Raw genomic sequence first — 22,170 nt, 5'->3', positions numbered from 1 at the left:
GCAAAAACCCGAACCGGTGAGGGCTCGGGCTTTGCAGGGTAGCTTGGATGCTTGGTCTACTTACGTGCCGGCGGCACGTCCGTGCAACTGCCGTGTGCAATCTCCGCCGCCATGCCTATGCTCTCGCCCAGCGTGGGGTGGGGATGGATGGTCTTGCCGATGTCCACCGCGTCGGCGCCCATCTCGATGGCCAGCGCAATCTCGCCAATCATGTCGCCCGCATGCGTGCCGACGATGCCGCCGCCCAGGATCTTGCCGTGGCCATGTGCCTCGGGGCTGTCATCGAACAGCAGCTTGGTGTAGCCTTCGTCGCGGCCATTGGCAATGGCGCGGCCCGAGGCGGTCCAGGGGAACAGGCCCTTTTTGACCTTGATGCCCTGCGCATTGGCTTCGGTCTCGGTGAGGCCCACCCAGGCGATTTCGGGGTCGGTAAAGGCGACGCTCGGGATCACCCGGGCGTTGAAGGCCGCGCTGGCCAGCTCCCTGTTGCCCTGCAGTTCACCGGCGATGACCTCGGCCGCCACATGCGCCTCGTGCACCGCCTTGTGCGCCAGCATGGGCTGGCCCACGATGTCGCCGATGGCGAAGATGTGCGGCACATTGGTGCGCATCTGGATGTCGACCGGGATGAAGCCGCGGTCGGTCACGGCCACGCCGGCTTTCTCGGCGGCGATCTTCTTGCCGTTGGGGCTGCGGCCCACGGCCTGCAGCACCAAATCGTAGGTTTGCGGTGCAGGAGCCGTGCCGCCCTCTTCGGCTGCGGCGAAGGTCACTTCGATGCCCGCGGGCGTGGCCTTGGCGCCCACCGTCTTGGTCTTGAGCATGATGTTGTCAAAACGCGGAGCATTCATCTTCTGCCAGACCTTGACCAGGTCGCGGTCGGCGCCCAACATCAGGCCGTCCAGCATCTCGACCACATCGAGGCGCGCGCCCAGCGTGCTGTAGACCGTGCCCATTTCCAGGCCGATGATGCCGCCGCCCAGGATCAGCATGCGCTTCGGGACCTCCTTCAGCGCGAGCGCGCCGGTGCTGTCCACCACGCGCGGATCCTCGGGCATGAAGGGCAGGCGCACGGCCTGCGAGCCGGCGGCGATGATGCAGTTCTTGAAGGCGATGGTCTGGGTCTTGCCGGTTTTTTCCTGGCCTTCGGCGCCGGCGGTTTCCGCCACCTGCAGGTGGTTGGCGCCCACGAACTGGCCCACGCCGCGCACGGTGGTGACCTTGCGCATCTTGGCCATGGCGGCCAGGCCGCCGGTGAGCTTGCCGACGACTTTTTCCTTGTGGGTACGCAGCTTGTTCAGGTCCACCGTGGGCTCGGTAAAACTCACCCCCAGGGCCTCGAAATGCTTGACCTCGTCCATCACCGCGGCCACGTGCAGCAAGGCCTTGGACGGGATGCAACCCACATTCAGGCAGACGCCGCCCAGCGTCGCGTAGCGCTCGACCAGCACGACCTTCAAACCGAGGTCGGCCGCGCGGAAGGCCGCCGAATAACCGCCGGGGCCGGCGCCCAGCACCAGCACGTCGCACTCCAGATCGGCAGAGCCACTGAAGCTGGCGGCGGCAGGAGCCGCTGCAGATGCTACAGTTTTGCTAGCTGCCGGCGCTGATGCAGCAGGCGCTGCAGCCTGTTTTTGCTCCGAAACGGGGGCAGCAGCCCCAGCCGCTTCCAGCGTCAGGATCACGGAACCTTGCTTGACCTTGTCGCCCAGCTTGACCTTGATCTCCTTGACCACGCCTGCCGCCGAAGACGGAATTTCCATCGAGGCCTTGTCGCTTTCAACCGTGATCAGGCTCTGCTCGGCCTTGATGGTGTCGCCGGCCTTGACCAGCATTTCAATCACGGACACTTCGTCAAAGTCGCCAATGTCCGGCACCTTGATATCGATCAGGTTGGCAGATTCGCTCATTTGGGGGCTTTCAATTTGAGGGTAAATACTTCCACCGGTCCGGCGGTATTTTTGTCGAATTCGCAGCCGGCATTCAGGCCCGCCACCGCCACTTCGCGGGCGGTTTTGGCCTGCTCCCAGCAGGCATGCATGGCGCCCAGCGCAAAGCTGCGGCCCGAGCCTATGCCCCAGAATTCCTTGAACTCAAAGACTTCACGGTAGCTGTAGAGGCCGAAAATGCCGCTCGCATTGGCAATCACCACCGTGAACTGGCTGGACTCGTACGGGTCGTTCTCTTCTTCCTTGGTCTGCAGGAAAAAGGTTTCTTTCAGCAAGGGGTGCAGCTTGACAAAGGTGTCAAACACCTCGTCTCTGGTGCCCAGCCTGAGCTGATCCTTGGGCAGCGCCAGCATGGCCTTGCGCAGCACGGGAAAGTGCGCCACCGTGCCGGCCATGCCGACGTAGCTCATGCCCGCCGGCGTATCGACCTTGAAGATCTTGCTGTTGGCCTCGAAGCGGTGGCCCAGGCTGGTATCACCAAAAGTGACCAGCGTGTCGGCCGCAATGGCCACCTGCCCCGCCTTCTTGACCACCACCAGAGTGGTCATAGGAGAACACGGCGGAAGTCCGCCAGAATCTGGCCCAGGTATGCGTTGAAACGCGCGGCGGCGGCGCCGTCGATCACGCGGTGGTCCCAGCTCAGGGACAGCGGCAGCATCAGGCGCGGCTGGAAGGCCTTGCCATCCCATACCGGCTCCATCTGGCTCTTGCAGACACCCAGAATCGCCACCTCGGGCGCATTGATGATGGGCGTGAAGTAACGCCCGCCAATGCCGCCCAGCGACGAAATCGTGAAGCAGGCCCCCGACATGTCGGCCGGGCTGAGTTTTCCGTCGCGCGCCTTCTTGGCCAGCTCGCCCATCTCCTGCGAGATCTGCACGATGCCTTTCTTGTCGGCATCCTTGATGACGGGCACGACCAGGCCGTTCGGCGTGTCGGCCGCGAACGCGACGTTGTAGTACTGCTTGAGCACCAGCTGGTCGCCATCGAGCGAGGCGTTGAACTCGGGGAATTTTTTCAGCGCCGCCACCGAGGCCTTGATCAGGAAGGCCAGCATGGTGATCTTGATGCCGGCTTTTTCGTTTTCCTTGTTCATCTGGACGCGGAAGGCTTCCAGCTCGGTGATGTCGGCATCGTCGTGGTTGCAGACGTGCGGAATCATGACCCAGTTGCGATGCAGATTGGCGCCGCTGATCTTCTTGATGCGTGACATGTCCCGGCGCTCGACCGGACCGAACTTGGTGAAGTCGACCTTGGGCCAGGGCAGCAAATCCAGCCCGGCACCGCCAGCCGACGCGGCCGGTGCCTTGGCCACCTGGGCCTGGGTACGGGTGTCGCCCGCCATGACCGATTTGGTGAAGGCCTGCACGTCGTCCTGCGTGATCCGGCCTTTGGGACCGCTGCCTTTGAGTTCAGCCAGCGGCACGCCCAGCTCGCGGGCGAATTTGCGCACCGAGGGGGAGGCGTGCGGCAAGCCGCCCTGTGGCGCCGCTGTGGGCTCATGCGCGGGCATGGCCGCTACCGGTGCCACGGGGGCGACAGCGGCCGGCACGGAAACGCTGGCTGCCGCAGGCGCCGACGCAGAGGCGGCAGGAAGTGGCGCCGCTGCGGCCGCCGGAGCCACCGAGCCTTCCAGCACGGCCAGCAGGTCGCCGATATTGACGGTGTCACCCAGCTTGACCTTGAGTTCCTTGAGCACGCCGGCAGCCGACGACGGAATTTCCATCGAGGCCTTGTCGGATTCGACGGTGATCAGCGACTGCTCGGCCTTGATGGTGTCGCCTGGTTTGACCAGGACCTCGATCACCGAAACGTCCTTGAAGTCGCCGATGTCGGGCACGCGCACTTCGACCGGGCCGGAGGCGGCAGGCGCCGCAGCGGCGGGCGCTGAAGTCGCTACTGAATTGCTAGCTGCCTGCGCAGGAGCGGCGGGGGCTGCAGCCGGTTTTTTCTCTGCAGCCGGTGCGGCTTCGGCGCCGGCGACCTCCAGCGTCAGCACCACCGAGCCCTGCTTGACCTTGTCGCCCAGCGTGACCCTGAGTTCCTTGACCACGCCAGACTGGCTGGACGGGATTTCCATGGAGGCCTTGTCGGACTCCACGGTGATCAGCGATTGCTCGGCCTTGACGGCGTCGCCCGGCTTGACCAGCAGTTCGATCACCGTTACTTCGTCGAAATCCCCGATATCAGGAACTTGAATGTCTACCAATGCCATGTTGTTATCTCCGATTGCTTCTGGCTTTTGCGTGAGGGCGTGCATCAGGCATAAAGAGGATTGATCTTGTCGGCCTGGATGCCGTATTTCTGGATGGCCTCTGCCACCTTGGCCACCGGTACGGTGCCCTCTTCGCTCAGCGCCTTCAATGCGGCGACGACGATGTAGTGACGGTTGATCTCGAAGTGCTCGCGCAGCTTGCTGCGGAAGTCACTGCGGCCAAAGCCGTCCGTCCCCAGGACCTTGTAGGTGCGGTCCTTGGGAATGAAAGGACGGATCTGCTCGGCATAGGCCTTCATGTAGTCGGTCGACGCCACGACAGGGCCGCCGTGAGCGGCGAGCTGTTGACCCACAAAGGACACGCGCGGCGCCTGCGTCGGGTGCAGCAGGTTCCAGCGCTCGATGGCCTGGCCGTCGCGGGCCAGCTCATTGAAGCTGGGGCAGCTCCAGACGTTGGCGGACACGCCCCACTCTTTTTCGAGCAGCTCTTGCGCGGCAATGGATTCACGCAGGATGGTGCCCGAGCCCAGCAGCTGCACGCGCGGCGTGGCGGCCGCGGCGGGCGCTTCCTTGCAGAGGTACATGCCCTTGATGATCTGCTCTTCCGTGCCGGCCTTCAGGCCTGGCATGGCGTAGTTTTCGTTGAGCAGCGTGAGGTAGAAATAGACGTTCTCCTGCTTTTCCACCATGCGCTTGAGACCATGGTGCAGGATCACGCCCACCTCGTGCGCAAAGGTCGGGTCGTAGCTGATGCAGTTGGGAATCGTGCCCGCCAGGATGTGGCTGTGGCCGTCTTCGTGTTGCAGGCCTTCGCCGTTCAGCGTGGTGCGGCCCGAGGTGCCGCCCAGCAGGAAGCCGCGCGCCTGCATGTCGCCGGCCGCCCAGGCCAGATCACCGATGCGCTGGAAGCCGAACATCGAGTAGTACACATAGAACGGCACCATGATGCGGTTGTTGGTGCTGTACGAGGTGGCTGCGGCAATCCAGCTGGCCATGCCGCCGGCTTCGTTGATGCCTTCCTGCAGGATCTGGCCCTTGACGTCTTCCTTGTAGTACATGACCTGGTCCTTGTCGACCGGGGTGTACTGCTGGCCGGCAGGGTTGTAGATGCCGATCTGGCGGAACAGGCCTTCCATGCCGAAGGTACGCGCCTCGTCCACCAGAATGGGCACGACGCGCGGGCCCAGCGCCTGGTCGCGCAGCAGCTGCGTCAGAAAGCGCACATAGGCCTGCGTGGTGGAGATTTCACGGCCTTCGGCCGTGGGCTCCATCACCGATTTGAAGACCTCGATGGCCGGCACCGTGAACTGCTCGTCAGCCTGGGTACGGCGGTGCGGCAGGTAGCCGCCCAAGGCCTTGCGGCGCTCGTGCAGGTACTTCATCTCGGGGGTGTCGTCGGCCGGCTTGTAGAACGGCAGGTCGGCCAGCTGGCTATCGGGAATCGGGATGTTGAAACGGTCGCGGAAGATCTTGATGTCTTCGTCGGTCAGCTTCTTGGTCTGGTGCACGGTGTTCTTGCCCTCGCCGATCTTGCCCATGCCAAAGCCCTTGACCGTCTTGATCAGCAACACCGTGGGCTGGCCCGTGTGCTTGACGGCCGCGTGGAAGGCCGCGTAGACCTTCTGCGAATCATGGCCGCCGCGGCGCAGGTTCCAGATGTCGTCGTCGCTCATCTTGGCAACCATTTCCAGCGTGCGGGGGTCGCGGCCGAAGAAATGCTTGCGCACATAGGCGCCGTCGTTGGCCTTGAAGGCCTGGTAATCCCCGTCGTTGCACTCCATCATGATCTTGCGCAGCGCACCATCCTTGTCGCGCGCCAGCAACGGATCCCAGTTGCTGCCCCACAACAGCTTGATGACATTCCAGCCGGCGCCGCGGAACTCGCCTTCGAGTTCCTGGATGATCTTGCCGTTGCCGCGCACCGGGCCGTCGAGCCGCTGCAGGTTGCAGTTGATGACGAACACCAGGTTGTCGAGTTTTTCGCGGGCCGCCAGGCCGATGGCGCCCAGCGATTCAACCTCGTCCATTTCACCGTCGCCGCAGAACACCCAGACCTTGCGGTTCTCGGTGTTGGCAATGCCGCGGGCATGCAGGTACTTGAGGAAACGTGCCTGGTAGATCGCCATCAGCGGGCCCAGGCCCATGGAAACGGTGGGGAACTGCCAGAAATTGGGCATCAGCTTGGGATGCGGGTAGCTGGACAGGCCCTTGCCGTCGACTTCCTGGCGGAAGTTGAGCAACTGCTCTTCGGTCAGCCGGCCCTCGAGGTAGGCGCGGGCATAGACACCCGGCGACACGTGGCCCTGGATGTAAAGGCAGTCGCCGCCGTGGTTTTCGCTCTCGGCATGCCAGAAATGATTGAAGCCGGCGCCAAACAGGCTGGCCAGCGAGGCAAACGAGCCGATGTGGCCGCCCAGGTCGCCGCCATCGGCGGGGTGCAGGCGGTTGGCCTTGACCACCATGGCCATGGCGTTCCAGCGCATGTAGGCGCGCAGACGCTCTTCAACCTCAAGGTTGCCGGGAGAGCGCTCTTCCTGATCGGTTTCGATGGTGTTGACGTAGCCGGTGTTGGCAGAAAAAGGCATGTCTATGCTTTTCTGGCGGGCGTGCTCAAGCAATTGCTCCAGCAGAAAGTGAGCGCGCTCGGGGCCCTCGCTTTCAATCACCGCCGACAGCGCATCCATCCACTCCCGGGTTTCCTGCGTGTCTTTGTCCAGTGGGTCATTGGCGGCGGCGCGTAAGTTGTCTGTGCCGGCTTGGTTGGGATTGGCAGCCATTTTGTCTCCTAAGTAACGCTTGTTAACCTGCAACACAAGCCCTTGCAGAGCCTGCGCGCAACGCTTGTGTCTAAGCTGGAACCAAGGCGTGTTTTAAACGCAATTTAGATCCAAGTCTCTAGTTTCTCATAATATTTGACTAATTTCAAATCGTGCTTTCTAATTTCACATTAAGAAATCCCTAAACAAATGCAGTCACATACCGTTCATCAGGGCTCAAGCGCTTCGCTTCCTGCCCCCTGAAAAGATCACAACCCGCCCTGCTCCGCGCAGGGCCTCTCACTTAAACTGCAGAATCCCCTATGCCCAAACACGCCCCCTCCCCCGCCAATGCTGCGGCCAGCCCCGCTCCTCTGGCTCTGTGGCGCCATTGGTGGCGCAAGCAGTCGCCCTCGCGGCAAGACCGTTTCATCACCCTGGGCCCATTGCTGGCGGTGGTGCTTTTCCTGGCCGCCGTGATTGCGGCTTTCGGCTACCTGCGGATTGAAGAAATCGACCGCGAGCAGCAAGCCGTCAGGCGCGATGTGGAATACGCCCAGCAGCGCCTGCGCCTGCGCCTGCTTGAGCGGCAGGAGCAGCTCATGCGCATTGGCAGGGATGTCTCCAACAAGGAGGTCGACACCGAAGAGTTCATCAGCCAGGCCGAGTCGCTGGTGAACCAGTACCCCGAATTGATGGCGGTGAGCTGGGTGGACAGCAAACGGCGCGTCAAGGTCTCTTACATATCGCCCAGCGCCAGCGCCAGCCAGATTCGCAGCGCCGGCGAGCAGCTCAAGATAGGGGAAACCGACGGCACCTTCGGACTGGCGCGCGACCTGCGGCAGCCGGTTTACTCGCGCCCGCTGGTCACCAAGGAAAACAACGGCTACAAAACCCCCAGCCTGCAATTGCAGGTGCCGCTGGATGACCAGGGCAAGTTCGACGGCGTCATCATGGGCGACTACTCGATAGACGGGTTGCTGCGCTTTGGCGTGCCGACCGAAGTCACCGCCAAATACGCCGTGACCCTGGTGGACGACAAAAACATGGTGCTGGCAGGCAACGTGCCGCCGCCACGCAATCCGGCCGCACGCCTGCTGCCCTGGTCGGACAGTGCCGCTGAATACGAAATACCCGTCTCGCCAGTTGGTAACGGCCTGCTGATACGCGCCGAGGGCTATCGCACCTCGCTGGGGGTGGTCGGCAGCGGCTTTTTCTGGCTGGTCAGCGCCCTGAGTGCGCTGACCGTCTGGATGCTGCTGGGCACCTGGCGCCACACGCGTCGCCGCGTGCAGGCCCAGCAAGCCCTGATCTCGGAGACCAACTTTCGCCGCGCCATGGAGAACTCCATGCTGACCGGCATGCGTGCGCTGGATTTGCAGGGCCGCATCACCTATGTCAACCCGGCTTTTTGCCAGATGACGGGCCTGTCTGAAAGCGAGCTGGTCGGTTGCACCGCGCCTTTTCCCCACTGGCCCGAGGAAGAGCTCGATACGCTGATGGCGCGGCTGGACGACGAGTTGCATGGCCGAACGCCACCTGGCGGTTTTGAAGTCCGGGTGAAACGCAAAAGCGGCCAGATCTTTGATGCCCGCATGTATGTGTCCCCCCTGATTGATCCGCGCGGGCAGCAAACCGGCTGGATGACCTCCATGACCGACATCACCGAACCCAAACGGATTCGCGAGGAACTGACCGCCTCCTATGAGCGTTTCACCACGGTGCTGGAAGGGCTGGACGCCGCCGTTTCCGTGGCGCCGCTGGGCAGCAGTGAAGAGCTGCTGTTTGCCAACAAGCTGTACCGCGCCTGGTTTGGCGGCGAGGTCTCCGGGCACTTGAACCTGATCGCCCAGGCCGGCGTCCCCGTGTCCACTCCGACCGACGATGCACTCGATGCCGTGGACGGCCTGGCCGGCCTGCCCACCGACGAGCTCACGGCGGCCCGGACGGAAAACGCCGAGATCTTTGTGCCCGAGCTGGCCAAATGGCTGGAAGTGCGCTCACGCTACCTGACCTGGGTGGACGGCCGCCTGGCCCAGATGGTGATTGCCACCGACATCACGCCGCGGCGTCATGCCGAAGAACAGGCCGCCCTGCAGAACGAACGCGCCCAGACCGCGAGCCGGCTCATCACCATGGGCGAAATGGCCTCCAGCGTGGCACACGAGCTGAACCAGCCGCTGACGGCCATCAACAACTACTGCAACGGCATGGTGTCACGCATCAAGGGCCAGCAAATCAGCAACGAGGACTTGCTGGTCGCGCTGCAGAAGACCGCCAAGCAGGCGAACCGCGCCGGGCAGATCATCCAGCGCATCCGCTCGTTTGTGAAACGCAGCGAACCCAACCGCACCATTTCCGATGTCGCCACCATCGTCAGCAACGCGATGGAACTGGCCGAGATCGAGCTCAGGCGCCACCATGTGCGGCTGACCCACTACATCGCGGCGCGCCTGCCCAACATCATGGTGGACCCCATCCTGATCGAGCAGGTGCTGATCAACCTGATGAAGAATGCGGCCGAATCGATTGAGCAGGCCCAACTGCCGCCGGCCCGCCGCAGCGTGGAATTGCGCGTGGTGCCCAAACACATCGAAGACCAGGCCGTGGTCGAGTTTTCGGTACTCGACACGGGGCACGGCCTGTCGCCGGAAGTGATGACCCGGCTGTACGAGGCCTTCTACTCCACCAAGGCCGAAGGCATGGGCATAGGCCTGAAATTGTGCCGCAGCATTGTCGAGTCTCACCACGGCCGGATGGAGTCCGAGAACCTCTACAATGGAGAGGAAGTGGTGGGTTGCCGGTTTACCTTCTGGATTCCCGTGAGACCCCTGCTTTCACTGGCGGCCGCTGCTACCGATAACGTAGCGTTCAAGGATGCCGGCGTTCCCTAAAGACCATTCGAGACAGTTCACACAAGAAGGCACGGCATGAGCTTGATTCCCAAAAAAGGCACGGTCTACGTCGTTGATGACGACGAGGGCGTGCGCGACTCACTGCAATGGTTGCTCGAAGGCAAGGATTACCGGGTGCGCTGCTACGACTCGGCCGAAACCTTTCTGAGCCGCTACGACGCACGCGAAGTGGCCTGCCTGATCGTCGACATCCGCATGGGCGGCATGACGGGCCTGGAACTGCAGGACCGCCTGGTCGAACGCAAGTCGCCACTGCCCATCGTGTTCATCACCGGCCATGGCGACGTGCCCATGGCGGTCAACACCATGAAGAAAGGCGCCATGGATTTCATCCAGAAACCTTTCCAGGAAGAGGCGCTGGTCAACCTGGTCGAGCGCATGCTGGAGCAGGCCAAGGAAGCCTTCAGCGATTTCCAGCAGTCCGCCAGCCGCGACGCCCTGCTCGCCAAGCTCACCTCGCGCGAAGCCCAGGTGCTCGAACGCATTGTGGCCGGCCGCCTCAACAAGCAGATCGCCGACGACCTGGGCATCAGCATCAAGACGGTGGAAGCGCACCGCGCCAACATCATGGAAAAGCTCAATGCCAACACCGTGGCCGATTTGCTCAAGATAGCCCTGGGCTCCAACGCGCCCAAGACCTGAGCCCGACCATCAAACGCTATCTTATCGATAGCTAATTGCGCCCGTGGCTCCTGGACCAGCGGGCGTTTTTACTTGAGAAAACTGAAAAATGACTGCACAACTCATTGACGGCAATGCCCTCTCCAAACAGCTGCGGGCCGAAGTCGCCCAGCGCGCGGCCGCCCTGCGCGCCCGCGGCATCACACCGGGTCTGGCCGTGGTGCTGGTCGGCGAAAACCCGGCCAGCCAGGTGTATGTGCGCAACAAGGTCAAGGCCTGCCATGACGCCGGCCTGCATTCAGTGCTCGAGCAATACCCCGCCGGCCTGACCGAAGCCGAACTGCTGGCCCGCGTGGAAGCGCTCAACAAGGACCCCGCCATCCACGGCATCCTGGTGCAGCTGCCCCTGCCCGCGCACATTGATGCGCAAAAGGTGATCGAAGCGATTGCGCCCGCCAAGGATGTCGATGGCTTTCACGTCGCCAGTGCCGGCGCCCTGATGACCGGCATGCCCGGCTTCTGGCCCTGCACGCCCTATGGCTGCATGAAGATGCTCGAATCCATTGGCTACGACCTGCGCGGCAAGCATGCCGTGGTCATAGGCCGCAGCAACATCGTGGGCAAGCCCATGGCACTGATGCTGCTGCAGAAAAATGCCACCGTGAGCATTTGCCACAGCGCCACCAAAGACCTCAAGGGCATGACGCTGCAGGCCGACGTGATTGTGGCCGCCGTGGGCAAGCAAAAGGTATTGACCGCCGACATGGTGAAACCCGGCGCAGTGGTGATCGACGTCGGCATGAACCGCAACGCCGAAGGCAAACTCTGCGGTGACGTGGATTTCGAGGGCGTCAGGGAAGTGGCGGGCTACATCACGCCGGTGCCTGGCGGCGTGGGCCCCATGACCATCACCATGCTGCTGGTCAACACGCTGGAAGCCGCTGAACGGCTTTGACGCGCACAACCCCGCGCCACATGGGCCGGGGCGTGACGGCCGGCTCAGGCCGGGTCGGCGTGAGCCCCGGTGTTTTGCGCGTCTGAACGCCCGGACAGGCGCCAGAGGGCGAAGCCGGCGCACAGCCATTGCCCCAGGTACATGGCGCTTCCCAGGCCATGCCAGAGTTTGAGATCGCCGCCCTCGGCCCGCGCATTGACGATGCGCGGGGCCACGCCAAACTCGACCAGCAAGGCCAGCAGCAGGCCAGCGACTATGAATTTCATAGCTGCATCCGCAGGTGGAGAAAGGGCTGGACCGTCTTTCCTGTTAAGAACCAGCAGCATCAGCATGGCGCAGCCGGTGCTCAGCCAGGTTTGCGCCGTGAAGAGTTTGGCCGCCATGGCGCCGGCCGCCGCAGGGCTGCCCAGATGCATGAACAGCAGGGGCACCACCACAAAGCCCAGGCCCGTCAGGCTGCCCCACCAGAGGGCCGCCAGCAAGAGGCTGAAACGTTGTTTTGTCGGCATCATCAGGCCCGGGGCCACCGAACGCAGCACAGGGACAAGCGTGGGGGCCACATGCTTCAGAGGTAGCTGACTGACACAATCTCGTAGCGCTTGAGGCCGCCCGGTGCCTGCACCTCGGCGGTGTCGCCCTCATCCTTGCCGATCAGCGCGCGCGCAATCGGTGAGCTGATGTTGACCCGGCCCTGCTTGATATCGGCCTCGTCCTCACCCACGATCTGGTAGGTCACGGTGTCGCCGGAGTCTTCTTCCTGCAACTCGATGGTGGAGCCGAACACGACCCTGCCGCCCGCATCCAGCTCCGCCGGATCAATGATCTGGGCGGCAGACAGCTTGCCCTCGATTTCCTGGATACGGCCTTCAATAAAGCCCTGGCGGTCCTTGGCGGCATCGTACTCGGCGTTTTCGCTCAGGTCACCCTGCGCACGGGCTTCGGAAATCGAGTTGATGACCCAGGGGCGCTCAACGGTTTTGAGCTGGTGCAATTCAGCCTTGAGTTTTTCTGCACCGCGCTTGGTAATCGGTAAGGTTGCCATTTATTTTTTACTCCTGCAAAAGCGAAACCGCCACCAGTCACCTGGCGGCGGAGTGTTTAATCTGCAATAAGTTTAATGCAAATACGGGCTCAACGAGCCCGGAAAATCACCTAGGCTTCACGCCAGCTGCGCATGCAGCTCCTGAACCGAATACACGTTCAGGTTGTCCAGGTATTTCATGCCTTCGACCGCCGCTTCGGCACCGGCAATCGTGGTGAAGGTGGTGACGCGGGCCAGCAGCGCCGAGGTGCGGATCTGCCGTGAATCGGCAATCGCATTGCGGCGCTCCTCCACGGTGTTGATGACCAGGGCGATTTCGTCGTTCTTGATCATGTCCACCACATGCGGGCGGCCTTCCGTGACCTTGTTCACCACCGTGCAGGCAATGCCGGCCGCCTGGATGGCGGCAGCCGTGCCCTTGGTCGCCACGAGTTCGAACTTCAGGGCGGCCAGCGCGCGCGCCACTTCAACGGCACGCGGCTTGTCGTTGTTCTTGACCGTCAGGAAGACCTTGCCCGACGTCGGCAGCTTGGTGCCTGCGCCCAGCTGCGACTTCACAAAGGCCTCGCCAAAGGTCTTGCCCACGCCCATCACCTCGCCGGTGGACTTCATCTCGGGGCCGAGAATCGTGTCCACGCCGGGGAATTTGACGAAGGGGAAGACCGCCTCTTTCACGCTGAAATAAGGCGGCGTGACTTCTTTGGTAATGCCTTGCGAGGCCAGCGACTGGCCGGCCATGCAGCGTGCCGCCACCTTGGCCAGCTGGATGCCCGTGGCCTTGCTGACGAAAGGCACGGTGCGCGACGCGCGCGGGTTCACTTCCAGCACGTAGATCACGTCCTTGCCATCGATGTTCTGGATGGCGAACTGCACGTTCATCAAACCGACCACATTCAGGGCCTGGGCCATGGCGGCGGTCTGGCGCTTGATTTCCGTGACGGTTTCTGCGCTCAGGGAATACGGCGGCAGGGAACAGGCCGAGTCGCCGCTGTGCACGCCGGCCTGCTCGATGTGCTCCATCACGCCACCGATGAAGGTCTTGCCCTCGGCGTCACGGATGCAGTCCACATCGCACTCAATCGCATCGTTCAGGAAACGGTCCAGCAGCACCGGCGAGTCATGGCTGACCTTGACGGCTTCGCGCATGTAGCGCTCCAGGTCGCGCTGCTCATGCACGATTTCCATCGCACGGCCACCCAGCACATAGCTGGGGCGCACCACCAGCGGGTAGCCCAGGGCGGCGGCCTTTTCCAGCGCTTCGGGCTCGGTACGGGCCGTGGCATTCGGCGGCTGGCGCAGCTTCAACTCGTGCAGCAGCTTCTGGAAGCGCTCGCGGTCTTCGGCGGCGTCAATCATGTCGGGCGAGGTGCCGATGATGGGCACGCCGTTTTTCTCCAGGTCCAGCGCCAGCTTCAAGGGCGTCTGGCCACCGTACTGGACGATGACGCCAAAGGGTTTTTCCTTGTCGACAATCTCCAGCACGTCTTCCAGCGTCAGCGGCTCGAAGTACAGGCGGTCGCTGGTGTCGTAGTCGGTGGAGACGGTCTCGGGATTGCAGTTGACCATGATGGTTTCATAACCATCTTCGCGCATGGCGAGGGCCGCGTGCACGCAGCAGTAGTCAAACTCGATGCCCTGGCCGATGCGGTTGGGCCCGCCGCCCAGCACCATGATTTTTTTCTTGTCGGTGGGCGCGGCCTCGCACTCGCTACCCTCGGCCTCATAGGTCGAGTACATATAGGCGGTGTTGGTCGCAAACTCGGCGGCGCAGGTGTCCACGCGCTTGTAGACCGGGCGCACGCCCAGCGCACGGCGCTTTTCGCGGATGGCGGTGTCGGTGGTCTTGAGCTGCTTGGCCAGCCGGCGGTCCGAGAAGCCTTTTTGCTTGAGCGCACGCAAGGTGACGGCGTCAATCTTGTCCAGCGAGGTGGTTTCCAGTTCCAGCTCGATCTTGACGATCTGCTCAATCTGCACCAGGAACCACGGATCGATCCTGGTCAGCGCAAACACTTCATCCACGCTCATGCCCAGGGCAAAGGCGTCACCCACATACCAGATGCGGTCGGGGCCCGGAGCGCCGAGTTCTTTCTCGAGTACTTCGCGGTCCTGGGTTTTTTCGTTCATCCCGTCCACGCCCACTTCCAGGCCGCGCAGGGCTTTCTGGAAGGACTCCTGGAAGGTGCGGCCCATGGCCATCACTTCACCCACCGACTTCATTTGCGTCGTCAGGCGCGAGTCGGCTGTCGGGAATTTTTCAAACGCGAAACGCGGGATCTTGGTGACCACGTAATCGATGCTGGGCTCAAAGCTCGCAGGGGTCGCGCCGCCGGTGATCTCGTTGCGCAACTCATCCAGCGTGTAGCCCACGGCCAGCTTGGCCGCCACCTTGGCAATCGGGAAACCCGTGGCCTTGGAGGCCAGCGCCGAGGAGCGCGACACGCGCGGGTTCATCTCGATCACCACCATGCGGCCATCGACCGGGTTGATGGAGAACTGCACGTTGGAGCCGCCGGTATCCACGCCGATCTCGCGCAGCACGGCCAGGGAAGCGTTGCGCAGTATCTGGTACTCCTTGTCGGTCAGGGTCTGGGCCGGCGCCACGGTGATGGAGTCGCCGGTGTGCACGCCCATGGGGTCCAGGTTCTCAATCGAGCAGACGATGATGCAGTTGTCGGCGGTGTCGCGCACCACTTCCATCTCGTACTCTTTCCAGCCCAGCAACGACTCTTCGATCAGCAGCTCATTGGTCGGCGAGGCTTCCAGGCCGCGCTTGCAGATGACTTCAAACTCTTCGGGGTTGTAGGCAATGCCGCCGCCGGTGCCGCCCAGCGTGAAGCTGGGGCGGATCACGGTCGGAAAGCCCACGGACTTCTGCACGCCCCAAGCTTCGTCCATGCTGTGGGCAATGCCGGAGCGGGCCGAGCCGAGACCGATCTTGGTCATCGCTTCCTTGAACTTCAGGCGGTCCTCGGCCTTGTCGATGGCTTCGGGCTTGGCGCCTATCAACTCGACCTTGTATTTTTCAAGCACGCCGTGGTGCCAGAGGTCGAGTGCGCAGTTGAGCGCGGTCTGGCCGCCCATGGTGGGCAAAATGGCGTCCGGCCGCTCCTTGGCGATGATTTTTTCAACCGTCTGCCAGGTGATGGGCTCGATGTAGGTGACGTCGGCGGTCGCCGGGTCGGTCATGATCGTGGCGGGGTTGCTGTTGATCAGGATGACCTTGTAACCCTCTTCGCGCAGCGCCTTGCAGGCCTGCACGCCGGAATAGTCGAACTCGCAGGCCTGGCCGATGATGATGGGGCCGGCGCCAATGATGAGAACCGATTTGATGTCTGTACGCTTAGGCATGTTTGTGTTGCTCCATCAGTGCCGTGAAGCGGTCGAACAAATAGGAAATGTCGTGCGGGCCGGGTGAGGCCTCCGGGTGGCCCTGGAAGCAGAAGGCCGGCTTGTCGGTGCGGGCCAGGCCCTGCAGCGTGCCGTCAAACAGGCTGATGTGCGTGGGACGCAGATTGGCGGGCAAGGTTTTCTCGTCCACCGCAAAACCGTGGTTCTGGCTGGTGATGCTGACGCGCTGGTTATCGAGATCCTTGACCGGATGGTTGGCGCCATGGTGGCCGAACTTCATCTTGAAGGTCTTGGCACCGCTGGCCAAGGCCATGATCTGGTGACCCAGGCAAATGCCGAAGGTCGGAATGCCGGTTTCAATCAGTTCACGCACGGCGGCAATGGCGTAGTCGCAAGGCTCGGGGTCACCCGGGCCATTGGCCAGAAAGATGCCATCGGGTTTGAGCTTGAGCACGTCGGCGGCCGGCGTCTGTGCCGGCACCACCGTGATGCGCGCGCCACGCTCGGCAATCATGCGCAGGATGTTCTTCTTCACGCCGAAATCGTAGGCCACGACATGGAACCGGGGGGTGATCTGCACGCCGTAGCCGGGCTTGCCTTCCAGGTTCACCAGCTTCCACTCTGTCTGCGTCCATTCGTAGGTCTGCTTCACGGACACAACCTTGGCCAGGTCCAGGCCGGCCATGCTGGGCGCGCCCTTGGCGGCCGCAATGGCCTTGTCTATGGCGGCCTGGCTGACCGGCTCGCCGTCGGCCAGGGCCAGAATGCAGCCGTTCTGGGCGCCCTTGGTCCGCAGATGACGCGTCAGCTGGCGGGTATCAATGCCGGCAATCGCCACCGTGTTCTCCTTGACCAGGTACTCGGACAAGGTCATGGACATGCGGAAGTTGGATGCCAGCAGCGGCAAATCCTTGATGATCAGGCCGGCGGCATGGACTTTGCCGGCTTCGACGTCTTCGGCATTGATGCCGTAGTTGCCGATATGCGGGTACGTGAGGGTGACGATCTGCTGGCAGTAGCTGGGATCCGTGAGGATTTCCTGGTAGCCGGTCATGGCGGTGTTGAACACCACCTCACCGATCGTGGAGCCAGCGGCCCCAATCGAATTGCCGACAAAGACCGTGCCGTCTGCGAGCGCCAGGATGGCGTGAGGGGTTATTCCTGATATTCCCTGTAGAGACAAAAGCACTGGGTTCTCCGGGTTGGTTACGGTTCGCCCAAGCGTGCACAAGAAACGTCTCGGTCAAGACTCTTGCTGGATGCTTTTGTGAGGGTGTTGGCTTTGTATGCGCTCGGGCGAAGCTGTGATTTGAAAAGCCCTTGATTATAGCGTGAACGTGGCCCCCACGGTCGCTCACTTCGTGTAGCTCCCTGCCCCCGAGGGGGCCGCCCCCCCGAGGGGGAACAGACTACACGCAGCGAGACTGGACGGGGGTGGGTTTATATCCCCAACGAACTTGCGTACAGGCAGATGGCTGCCGCTGCGGCCACATTGAGCGATTCTTCGCCGCCCGGCTGGTCGATACGGACCTTCAGTGCAGCGCGGGCCATCAGCTCGTCGCTGACGCCCTGCCCTTCATGGCCCATGGCCCAGGCACAGGGCATGGGCAATTGTTGCTGGTGCAAAAAGCTGCCGTGGTGCGAACTGGTGACGACGATGGGAACACGCAAGCCGGCCAGCGCCTCCGGCGCCACCCCTTCCACCAGTTGCAGGGCAAAGTGCGCCCCCATGCCGGCGCGCAGCACCTTGGGCGACCAGAGCGCGGCCGTGCCCTTGAGCGCGATGATCTGGCCAAAACCAAACGCCGCCGCACTGCGCAAAATGGAGCCGACATTGCCGGCATCCTGGACCCGATCCAGAATCACCGAGGCCGCATCGGGCCGCAGCGCCGTTGCGGCCGGCAATTCCAGCACAAAGCCCATGCGCGCCGGGGACTCCAGGCCGCTGATCTCCGGCAGCAACGCGTCGGAAATCACTATGTTTTTAATAGCTGCCTGCGCCCACTCAGCGGGGGCCAGAGGCCAAAAAGACTCCGAAAAAACGGCCACGGCCGGTTTCAACCCGCGCAGCAGCGCCGCACGGCACAGATGGTCGCCCTCCAGCCAGACCCGGCCCTGCTTGCGGTAAGCCGTGCTGTCTTGCGAAAGCTTGCGCAACTCCTTGATGAGCGGGTTGTCGCGGGACGTGACATGCGACACAGGGACGGCAAAACCGCTGCTCACCGGAGCACCTCGGCCACCGGCGCAAACGACTTGCGGTGCTGGGGACAGGCACCGTGCTCCCGCAACGCGGCCAGGTGCGCGGCCGTGCCATAGCCCTTGTGGCCGGCAAAACCGTACTGCGGGTATTCGAGGTCAAACTCCTGACACCAGCGATCACGGTAGACCTTGGCCAGAATGGACGCGGCCGAGATCGCCGGTACCAGGGCGTCGCCTTTGACAATGGCTTCCGCCAGAACGCCAAGTGCCGGCAGACGGTTGCCATCGACCAGCACCTTGCTGGGCTTGAGCCGCAAGCCCTCCACCGCACGTTTCATGGCCAGCATAGTGGCCTGCAAAATGTTCAGCTTATCGATTTCTTCGGCGCTCGCCAGCGCAATGGAGCAGCACAGCGCTTTGGCGCGGATTTCGTCGTAAAGCTTTTCACGCCGCAAGGCCGTGAGTTTTTTTGAGTCGGCCAGTCCCTTGATGGGATTCAAATCGTCCAGGATGACCGCTGCCGCCACCACCGGCCCGGCCAGGGGCCCGCGCCCGGCCTCGTCAACGCCCGCCATCAACCCCGGGGTGTCCCAGGACAAGGCGGTTTGCTCAGCCTTCAAGAATTTTTTGGATCGCATCGGTCGCCAATTGAGAAGTGTCGCGCTGCAACTCGGCATGCAGCTTGGTGAATCGTTGTTCGACAGCCGCTATTTTGTCGGGCGCCGCAGTTTTTGCGTCAACCCACTGCAGTAGCGCGTGCGCCAACGCCTCGGGCGTCGCCGCCTCCTGCAGCAACTCCGGCACCACAAAGTCCTGGCAAAGGATGTTGGGCAGGCCGACCCAGGGCTGGAGTTTTTTGCGCCGCATGATCTGCCACGACAGCCAGTTCATGTTGTAGGCAATCACCATGGGGCGCTTGAACAAGGCCGCCTCCATCGTGGCGGTGCCGCTGGCGATCAGGGTGACATCGCAGGCCGCCAGCACCGTGTGCGACTGGCCTTCGACGATTTGCAGATCCGCCCGCACACCCGCCTCATCGGCCAGCCGCTCTATCCACGCCTTTAGCGCGGGAACCGCAGGCACTACAAATTTAATAGCAGCCTGCGCCCGCTTGACCAGCGCCGCAGCCCTGAAAAAGCGAGTAGCGAGGTACTGGATTTCCGACTTGCGGCTGCCCGGCAAGATGGCAATGACGGTGTCCTCATCCCGCAGGCCCAACTGGCGCCTCGCCGCCGCCCGATCAGGCGCCACCGGAATCACGTTGGCCAGCGGATGCCCGACATAAGTCGCGGCAATGCCATGCGAGGCCAGCAGGGCCGGTTCAAACGGGAAAATGCACAGCACATGGTCCACGCTGCGCCGGATTTTTTCGACCCGGTCGGCGCGCCAGGCCCAGACGGAGGGACTGACGAAATGCACGGTCTTGATGCCTTCGGCCTTCAGCGCGGCCTCCAGATCCAGGTTGAAATCGGGCGCATCCACGCCGATAAAAACGTCGGGGCGCTGATCGGCCCTATCAAGCAGGCGCTTTTTCAGCTGCTCGCGGATGCCTATGATTTCGCGGTAGTGTCGCAGCACCTCCACATAACCGCGCACCGCCAGCTTGTCGCTGGGCCACCAGGCCTGAAAACCCCGGCGCGCCATCTGCGGCCCGCCTATGCCGCTGGACACCAAGGCCGGCCAGCGCGCCTTGAGGCCATCGAGCAGCAAGCCTGCCAGCAAATCACCGGAGGTTTCGCCGGCCACCATGGCGACGCGCGGCGCCGCCTGCACGGCCGGGCTGGCGGCAGGCCCACCAGCCTCTCTACGAGTGGGCAGAGGGGTGGACGCAACCGACATGAGCGCCTACCGGACGATGCCGCGTTGCGGCGATGTCTGCTGCAAAAATGAGAGCATCATCTGCACGTCCGGCGCCGACTCGGGGTGTTTTTCAGTCAGTTCTGTGATGCGTGCCCTGGCCTGCTCCAGCGTCAGGTCGTCGCGGTACAGCGCCTTGTGCATGGCCTTGACGGCTGAAATGCGCTCCGCCGAGAAACCACGGCGGCGCAGGCCCTCAAAATTCATGGATCGCGCCTGGGCCGGCTGGCCCTGGCACATCACAAAAGGCGGCAGGTCGGCAAACAGCAGCGAGCACATGGCGGTAAAGCTGTGGGCGCCGATTCTGACGAACTGGTGCGCCACCGTGAAGCCGCCCAGTATGGCCCAGTCATCCACATGCACATGTCCGCCCAGCTGCGTGTTGTTGGCAAAAATGGTGTTGTTGCCCACCACGCAGTCGTGCGCCAGATGCACATAGGCCATGATCCAGTTGTCATGGCCGACCCGCGTGACGCCGTTGTCGCCCGGCGAGCCGATGTTGAAGGTGCAAAACTCGCGGATGGTGTTGCGGTCACCAATCACCAGCTCGCAGGGCTCGCCCGCGTACTTTTTGTCCTGCGGAATGGCGCCCAGCGAGTTGAACTGGAAAATCCGGTTGTCACGGCCTATGGTGGTGTGGCCTTCAATCACGCAGTGGGCGCCAATGCTGGTGCCCGCAGCTACCCTGACGTGGGGACCGATGACCGTGTACGGGCCCACGCTGACCGAGCTGTCCAGCTGGGCCTGTGGATCAACAAGCGCCGTGGCATGAATGCCCGGCGCAGCGACTGGCGATGTCATGTGAGGCCCGCGCTCAGGCAATGGTGCGCATGGTGCACATCAGTTCGGCCTCGCAGGCGATGTTGTCACCCACGCGCGTGACACCCTTGAATTTGAAGATGCCGGCTTTCATGCGGTCCAGCGTCACATCCATGATCAGCTGGTCGCCGGGCTCGACGGGACGCTTGAAACGGGCGCCGTCGATGCCGGCAAAGTAGTACACCGTCTTGTCGTCGGGTGTCACGCCCAATGTTTCAAATGCCAGCAGCGCCGCGGCCTGTGCCATGGCTTCAAGAATAAGAACACCCGGCATCACGGGATGGTGCGGAAAATGCCCCATGAAAAACGGTTCATTGATCGTGACATTCTTGAGTGCCTTGATGCTTTTGCCTTTTTCCACTTCGAGCACACGGTCGACCAACAGAATCGGGTAGCGGTGCGGCAACTGCTTGAGAATTTGGTGAATGTCCATCATGATTTTTCTAGAATTTGTGAGAGTGATTTTTCTGTCAGCTTGAGTCGCTCGCGCAGACTGTGGAGCTGCTTGAGCGTGGCCGCATTTTTTTCCCACGCCGCATTGTCGTCGATAGGAAAGAGCCCGGTGTACTGTCCGGGTTTCAGAATGGATCGCGTCACCACGCTGGCCGCCGACACATGCACATGGTCGGCCAGCCTCAGATGTCCCAGCACAATGGCGCCACCACCGACCGTGCAATGCGCACCAATCGTTGCGCTGCCCGCGACGCCGGCACAACCGGCCATGGCGGTGTGCTTGCCGACCCTGACGTTGTGGCCGATCTGCACCAGGTTATCGAGCTTGACGCCGTCTTCCAGCACGGTGTCCTGCAAGGCGCCGCGGTCGATGCAGGTGTTGGCGCCGATTTCCACATCATTGCCGATGTGCACCGCGCCCAGCTGCTCGATCTTGACCCACTCGCCCTCATGCGGCGCAAAGCCGAAGCCATCCGCACCGATGACTGCGCCGGGATGAACAATGCAGCGCTCACCCATGCGGCAACCGTCGGCCACCGTGACGCGTGCCGACAGCCGGGTATCGGCGCCAATTTCCACCTGCGCGCCGATGACGCAATGCTCGGCGATGCGTACACCCGCGCCAATCATGGCGCCGGCCCCGATGCAGGCGAACGCACCGATGGAGACGCCGGGGGCCAGCGTCGCGCCGGGATCAATGAAGGCGCTGGGATGGATGTGGGGTGCCGGAGGCGGAAAATGACGCTGTTTCCAGAGCTGGGTGATCAGCGCAAAGTAATGGTAGGGGTCATCCGCCACGATACAGGCCCCGCGGCGCATGGCGGCTTCACGGACTGCGGGGGAGACCACGACGCAGGCAGCGGCAGACTGCGCCAGCTTGCCGAGGTACTTGGGGTGGCTCAGAAATGTCAGGTCCCGGGGACCGGCGCCGTCCAGCGTGGACAGGCGCTCTATCAGAATATCAGGGTTGCCGAGCAGCTCGGCATCCACCCTGGCAGCCAAAGACTGAACAATGTCGGCAAGACGGAGCGTCACACTGCG

At 62.7% G+C, this 22,170-nt stretch carries 17 protein-coding genes; 3 read left to right on the top strand and 14 right to left on the bottom strand.

The window, feature by feature from the left end:
* Nucleotides 1-56: 56 nt before the first annotated feature.
* From lpdA to aceE, 4 genes are read right to left on the bottom strand one after another with little or no spacing between them, the layout of a single operon-like run.
* Nucleotides 57-1,910, bottom strand: coding sequence for a dihydrolipoyl dehydrogenase (gene lpdA / locus PJE01S_RS15875; RefSeq protein WP_068834614.1), 1,854 nt, complete (start codon nt 1,908-1,910; stop codon nt 57-59).
* Nucleotides 1,907-2,497: an Ntn hydrolase family protein gene (locus PJE01S_RS15870; protein ID WP_068834613.1), complete on the bottom strand. Its 591-nt coding sequence runs from the start codon at nt 2,495-2,497 to the stop codon at nt 1,907-1,909. Before PJE01S_RS15870 ends, lpdA begins: the two co-directional genes overlap by 4 nt.
* Nucleotides 2,494-4,164 carry a dihydrolipoyllysine-residue acetyltransferase gene (aceF, locus tag PJE01S_RS15865; RefSeq protein ID WP_068834654.1) on the bottom strand — a complete coding sequence of 557 codons (1,671 nt, stop codon included), beginning with the start codon at nt 4,162-4,164 and terminating at the stop codon, nt 2,494-2,496. Before aceF ends, PJE01S_RS15870 begins: the two co-directional genes overlap by 4 nt.
* A 44-nt stretch (nt 4,165-4,208) precedes the next feature.
* Nucleotides 4,209-6,941, bottom strand: a complete 2,733-nt coding sequence (gene aceE, locus PJE01S_RS15860; protein ID WP_068834612.1) for a pyruvate dehydrogenase (acetyl-transferring), homodimeric type — start codon at nt 6,939-6,941, stop codon at nt 4,209-4,211.
* Nucleotides 6,942-7,243: 302 nt separating this feature from the next.
* Here aceE and PJE01S_RS15855 point away from each other — a divergent pair, with 302 nt between their 5' ends.
* The 3 genes from PJE01S_RS15855 to folD all read left to right on the top strand — a co-directional run bounded on the left by PJE01S_RS15855 (nt 7,244) and on the right by folD (nt 11,411).
* Complete coding sequence (locus PJE01S_RS15855; RefSeq protein ID WP_068834611.1) at nt 7,244-9,814, top strand: PAS domain-containing sensor histidine kinase; 2,571 nt, start codon at nt 7,244-7,246, stop codon at nt 9,812-9,814.
* Nucleotides 9,815-9,850: 36 nt separating this feature from the next.
* Nucleotides 9,851-10,477, top strand: coding sequence for a response regulator transcription factor (locus PJE01S_RS15850; protein ID WP_068834610.1), 627 nt, complete (start codon nt 9,851-9,853; stop codon nt 10,475-10,477).
* 88 nt (nt 10,478-10,565) lie between these two features.
* A complete protein-coding gene (folD, locus tag PJE01S_RS15845) occupies nt 10,566-11,411 on the top strand; it encodes a bifunctional methylenetetrahydrofolate dehydrogenase/methenyltetrahydrofolate cyclohydrolase FolD (protein WP_068834609.1) in 846 nt (281 codons plus the stop codon).
* A gap of 44 nt (nt 11,412-11,455) precedes the next feature.
* On the opposite strand, the gene PJE01S_RS15840 is transcribed toward folD, so the two are convergent.
* The 10 genes from PJE01S_RS15840 to lpxD form a co-directional block, all read right to left on the bottom strand.
* A complete protein-coding gene (locus tag PJE01S_RS15840) occupies nt 11,456-11,920 on the bottom strand; it encodes a DUF4149 domain-containing protein (RefSeq protein ID WP_377371961.1) in 465 nt (154 codons plus the stop codon).
* Nucleotides 11,921-11,976: 56 nt separating this feature from the next.
* Complete coding sequence (gene greA, locus PJE01S_RS15835; RefSeq protein ID WP_068834608.1) at nt 11,977-12,453, bottom strand: transcription elongation factor GreA; 477 nt, start codon at nt 12,451-12,453, stop codon at nt 11,977-11,979.
* A 117-nt stretch (nt 12,454-12,570) separates the two neighbouring features.
* Nucleotides 12,571-15,801 carry a carbamoyl-phosphate synthase large subunit gene (gene carB, locus PJE01S_RS15830; RefSeq protein ID WP_068834607.1) on the bottom strand — a complete coding sequence of 1,077 codons (3,231 nt, stop codon included), beginning with the start codon at nt 15,799-15,801 and terminating at the stop codon, nt 12,571-12,573.
* Nucleotides 15,794-16,990 carry a glutamine-hydrolyzing carbamoyl-phosphate synthase small subunit gene (gene carA, locus PJE01S_RS15825; protein WP_068834606.1) on the bottom strand — a complete coding sequence of 399 codons (1,197 nt, stop codon included), beginning with the start codon at nt 16,988-16,990 and terminating at the stop codon, nt 15,794-15,796. The genes carB and carA overlap by 8 nt, the downstream gene beginning before the upstream one ends.
* Nucleotides 16,991-17,241: 251 nt before the next feature.
* Entirely contained in the window at nt 17,242-18,024 is a 783-nt protein-coding gene (locus tag PJE01S_RS15820; protein WP_084389590.1) for a TrmH family RNA methyltransferase, read from the bottom strand.
* Entirely contained in the window at nt 18,021-18,638 is a 618-nt protein-coding gene (rnhB, locus tag PJE01S_RS15815) for a ribonuclease HII (RefSeq protein WP_068834605.1), read from the bottom strand. Before rnhB ends, PJE01S_RS15820 begins: the two co-directional genes overlap by 4 nt.
* Entirely contained in the window at nt 18,610-19,749 is a 1,140-nt protein-coding gene (gene lpxB, locus PJE01S_RS15810; protein ID WP_068834604.1) for a lipid-A-disaccharide synthase, read from the bottom strand. The genes rnhB and lpxB overlap by 29 nt, the downstream gene beginning before the upstream one ends.
* A 96-nt stretch (nt 19,750-19,845) precedes the next feature.
* Nucleotides 19,846-20,658 (bottom strand): acyl-ACP--UDP-N-acetylglucosamine O-acyltransferase, encoded by an 813-nt coding sequence (gene lpxA / locus PJE01S_RS15805; protein ID WP_068834603.1) that lies wholly within the window; start codon nt 20,656-20,658, stop codon nt 19,846-19,848.
* A 13-nt stretch (nt 20,659-20,671) separates the two neighbouring features.
* A complete protein-coding gene (gene fabZ / locus PJE01S_RS15800; RefSeq protein WP_068834602.1) occupies nt 20,672-21,112 on the bottom strand; it encodes a 3-hydroxyacyl-ACP dehydratase FabZ in 441 nt (146 codons plus the stop codon).
* Nucleotides 21,109-22,164 carry a UDP-3-O-(3-hydroxymyristoyl)glucosamine N-acyltransferase gene (lpxD, locus tag PJE01S_RS15795; RefSeq protein ID WP_068834601.1) on the bottom strand — a complete coding sequence of 352 codons (1,056 nt, stop codon included), beginning with the start codon at nt 22,162-22,164 and terminating at the stop codon, nt 21,109-21,111. Before lpxD ends, fabZ begins: the two co-directional genes overlap by 4 nt.
* Between the last annotated feature and the right edge of the window lie 6 nt (nt 22,165-22,170).

The organism is Polaromonas jejuensis NBRC 106434, assembly GCF_001598235.1.
Taxonomy (GTDB): Bacteria; Pseudomonadota; Gammaproteobacteria; order Burkholderiales; family Burkholderiaceae_C; genus Polaromonas; species Polaromonas jejuensis.
Note: the sequence above shows the minus strand (reverse complement) of the source record. Positions and strands in the feature narration are given on the sequence as shown.

What these genes read in the sequence shown, in the direction of transcription:
- folD (WP_068834609.1), top strand. Translation starts at nt 10,566, where the DNA reads ATGACTGCACAACTCATTGACGGCAATGCCCTCTCCAAACAGCTGCGG.
- lpxB (WP_068834604.1), bottom strand. Translation starts at nt 19,749, where the DNA reads ATGGTGGCCGGCGAAACCTCCGGTGATTTGCTGGCAGGCTTGCTGCTC.
- PJE01S_RS15870 (WP_068834613.1), bottom strand. Translation starts at nt 2,497, where the DNA reads ATGACCACTCTGGTGGTGGTCAAGAAGGCGGGGCAGGTGGCCATTGCG.
- carB (WP_068834607.1), bottom strand. Translation starts at nt 15,801, where the DNA reads ATGCCTAAGCGTACAGACATCAAATCGGTTCTCATCATTGGCGCCGGC.
- PJE01S_RS15855 (WP_068834611.1), top strand. Translation starts at nt 7,244, where the DNA reads ATGCCCAAACACGCCCCCTCCCCCGCCAATGCTGCGGCCAGCCCCGCT.
- lpxA (WP_068834603.1), bottom strand. Translation starts at nt 20,658, where the DNA reads ATGACATCGCCAGTCGCTGCGCCGGGCATTCATGCCACGGCGCTTGTT.
- PJE01S_RS15840 (WP_377371961.1), bottom strand. Translation starts at nt 11,920, where the DNA reads ATGCCGACAAAACAACGTTTCAGCCTCTTGCTGGCGGCCCTCTGGTGG.
- rnhB (WP_068834605.1), bottom strand. Translation starts at nt 18,638, where the DNA reads ATGCGATCCAAAAAATTCTTGAAGGCTGAGCAAACCGCCTTGTCCTGG.
- PJE01S_RS15850 (WP_068834610.1), top strand. Translation starts at nt 9,851, where the DNA reads ATGAGCTTGATTCCCAAAAAAGGCACGGTCTACGTCGTTGATGACGAC.
- fabZ (WP_068834602.1), bottom strand. Translation starts at nt 21,112, where the DNA reads ATGATGGACATTCACCAAATTCTCAAGCAGTTGCCGCACCGCTACCCG.
- aceE (WP_068834612.1), bottom strand. Translation starts at nt 6,941, where the DNA reads ATGGCTGCCAATCCCAACCAAGCCGGCACAGACAACTTACGCGCCGCC.
- aceF (WP_068834654.1), bottom strand. Translation starts at nt 4,164, where the DNA reads ATGGCATTGGTAGACATTCAAGTTCCTGATATCGGGGATTTCGACGAA.
- greA (WP_068834608.1), bottom strand. Translation starts at nt 12,453, where the DNA reads ATGGCAACCTTACCGATTACCAAGCGCGGTGCAGAAAAACTCAAGGCT.
- lpdA (WP_068834614.1), bottom strand. Translation starts at nt 1,910, where the DNA reads ATGAGCGAATCTGCCAACCTGATCGATATCAAGGTGCCGGACATTGGC.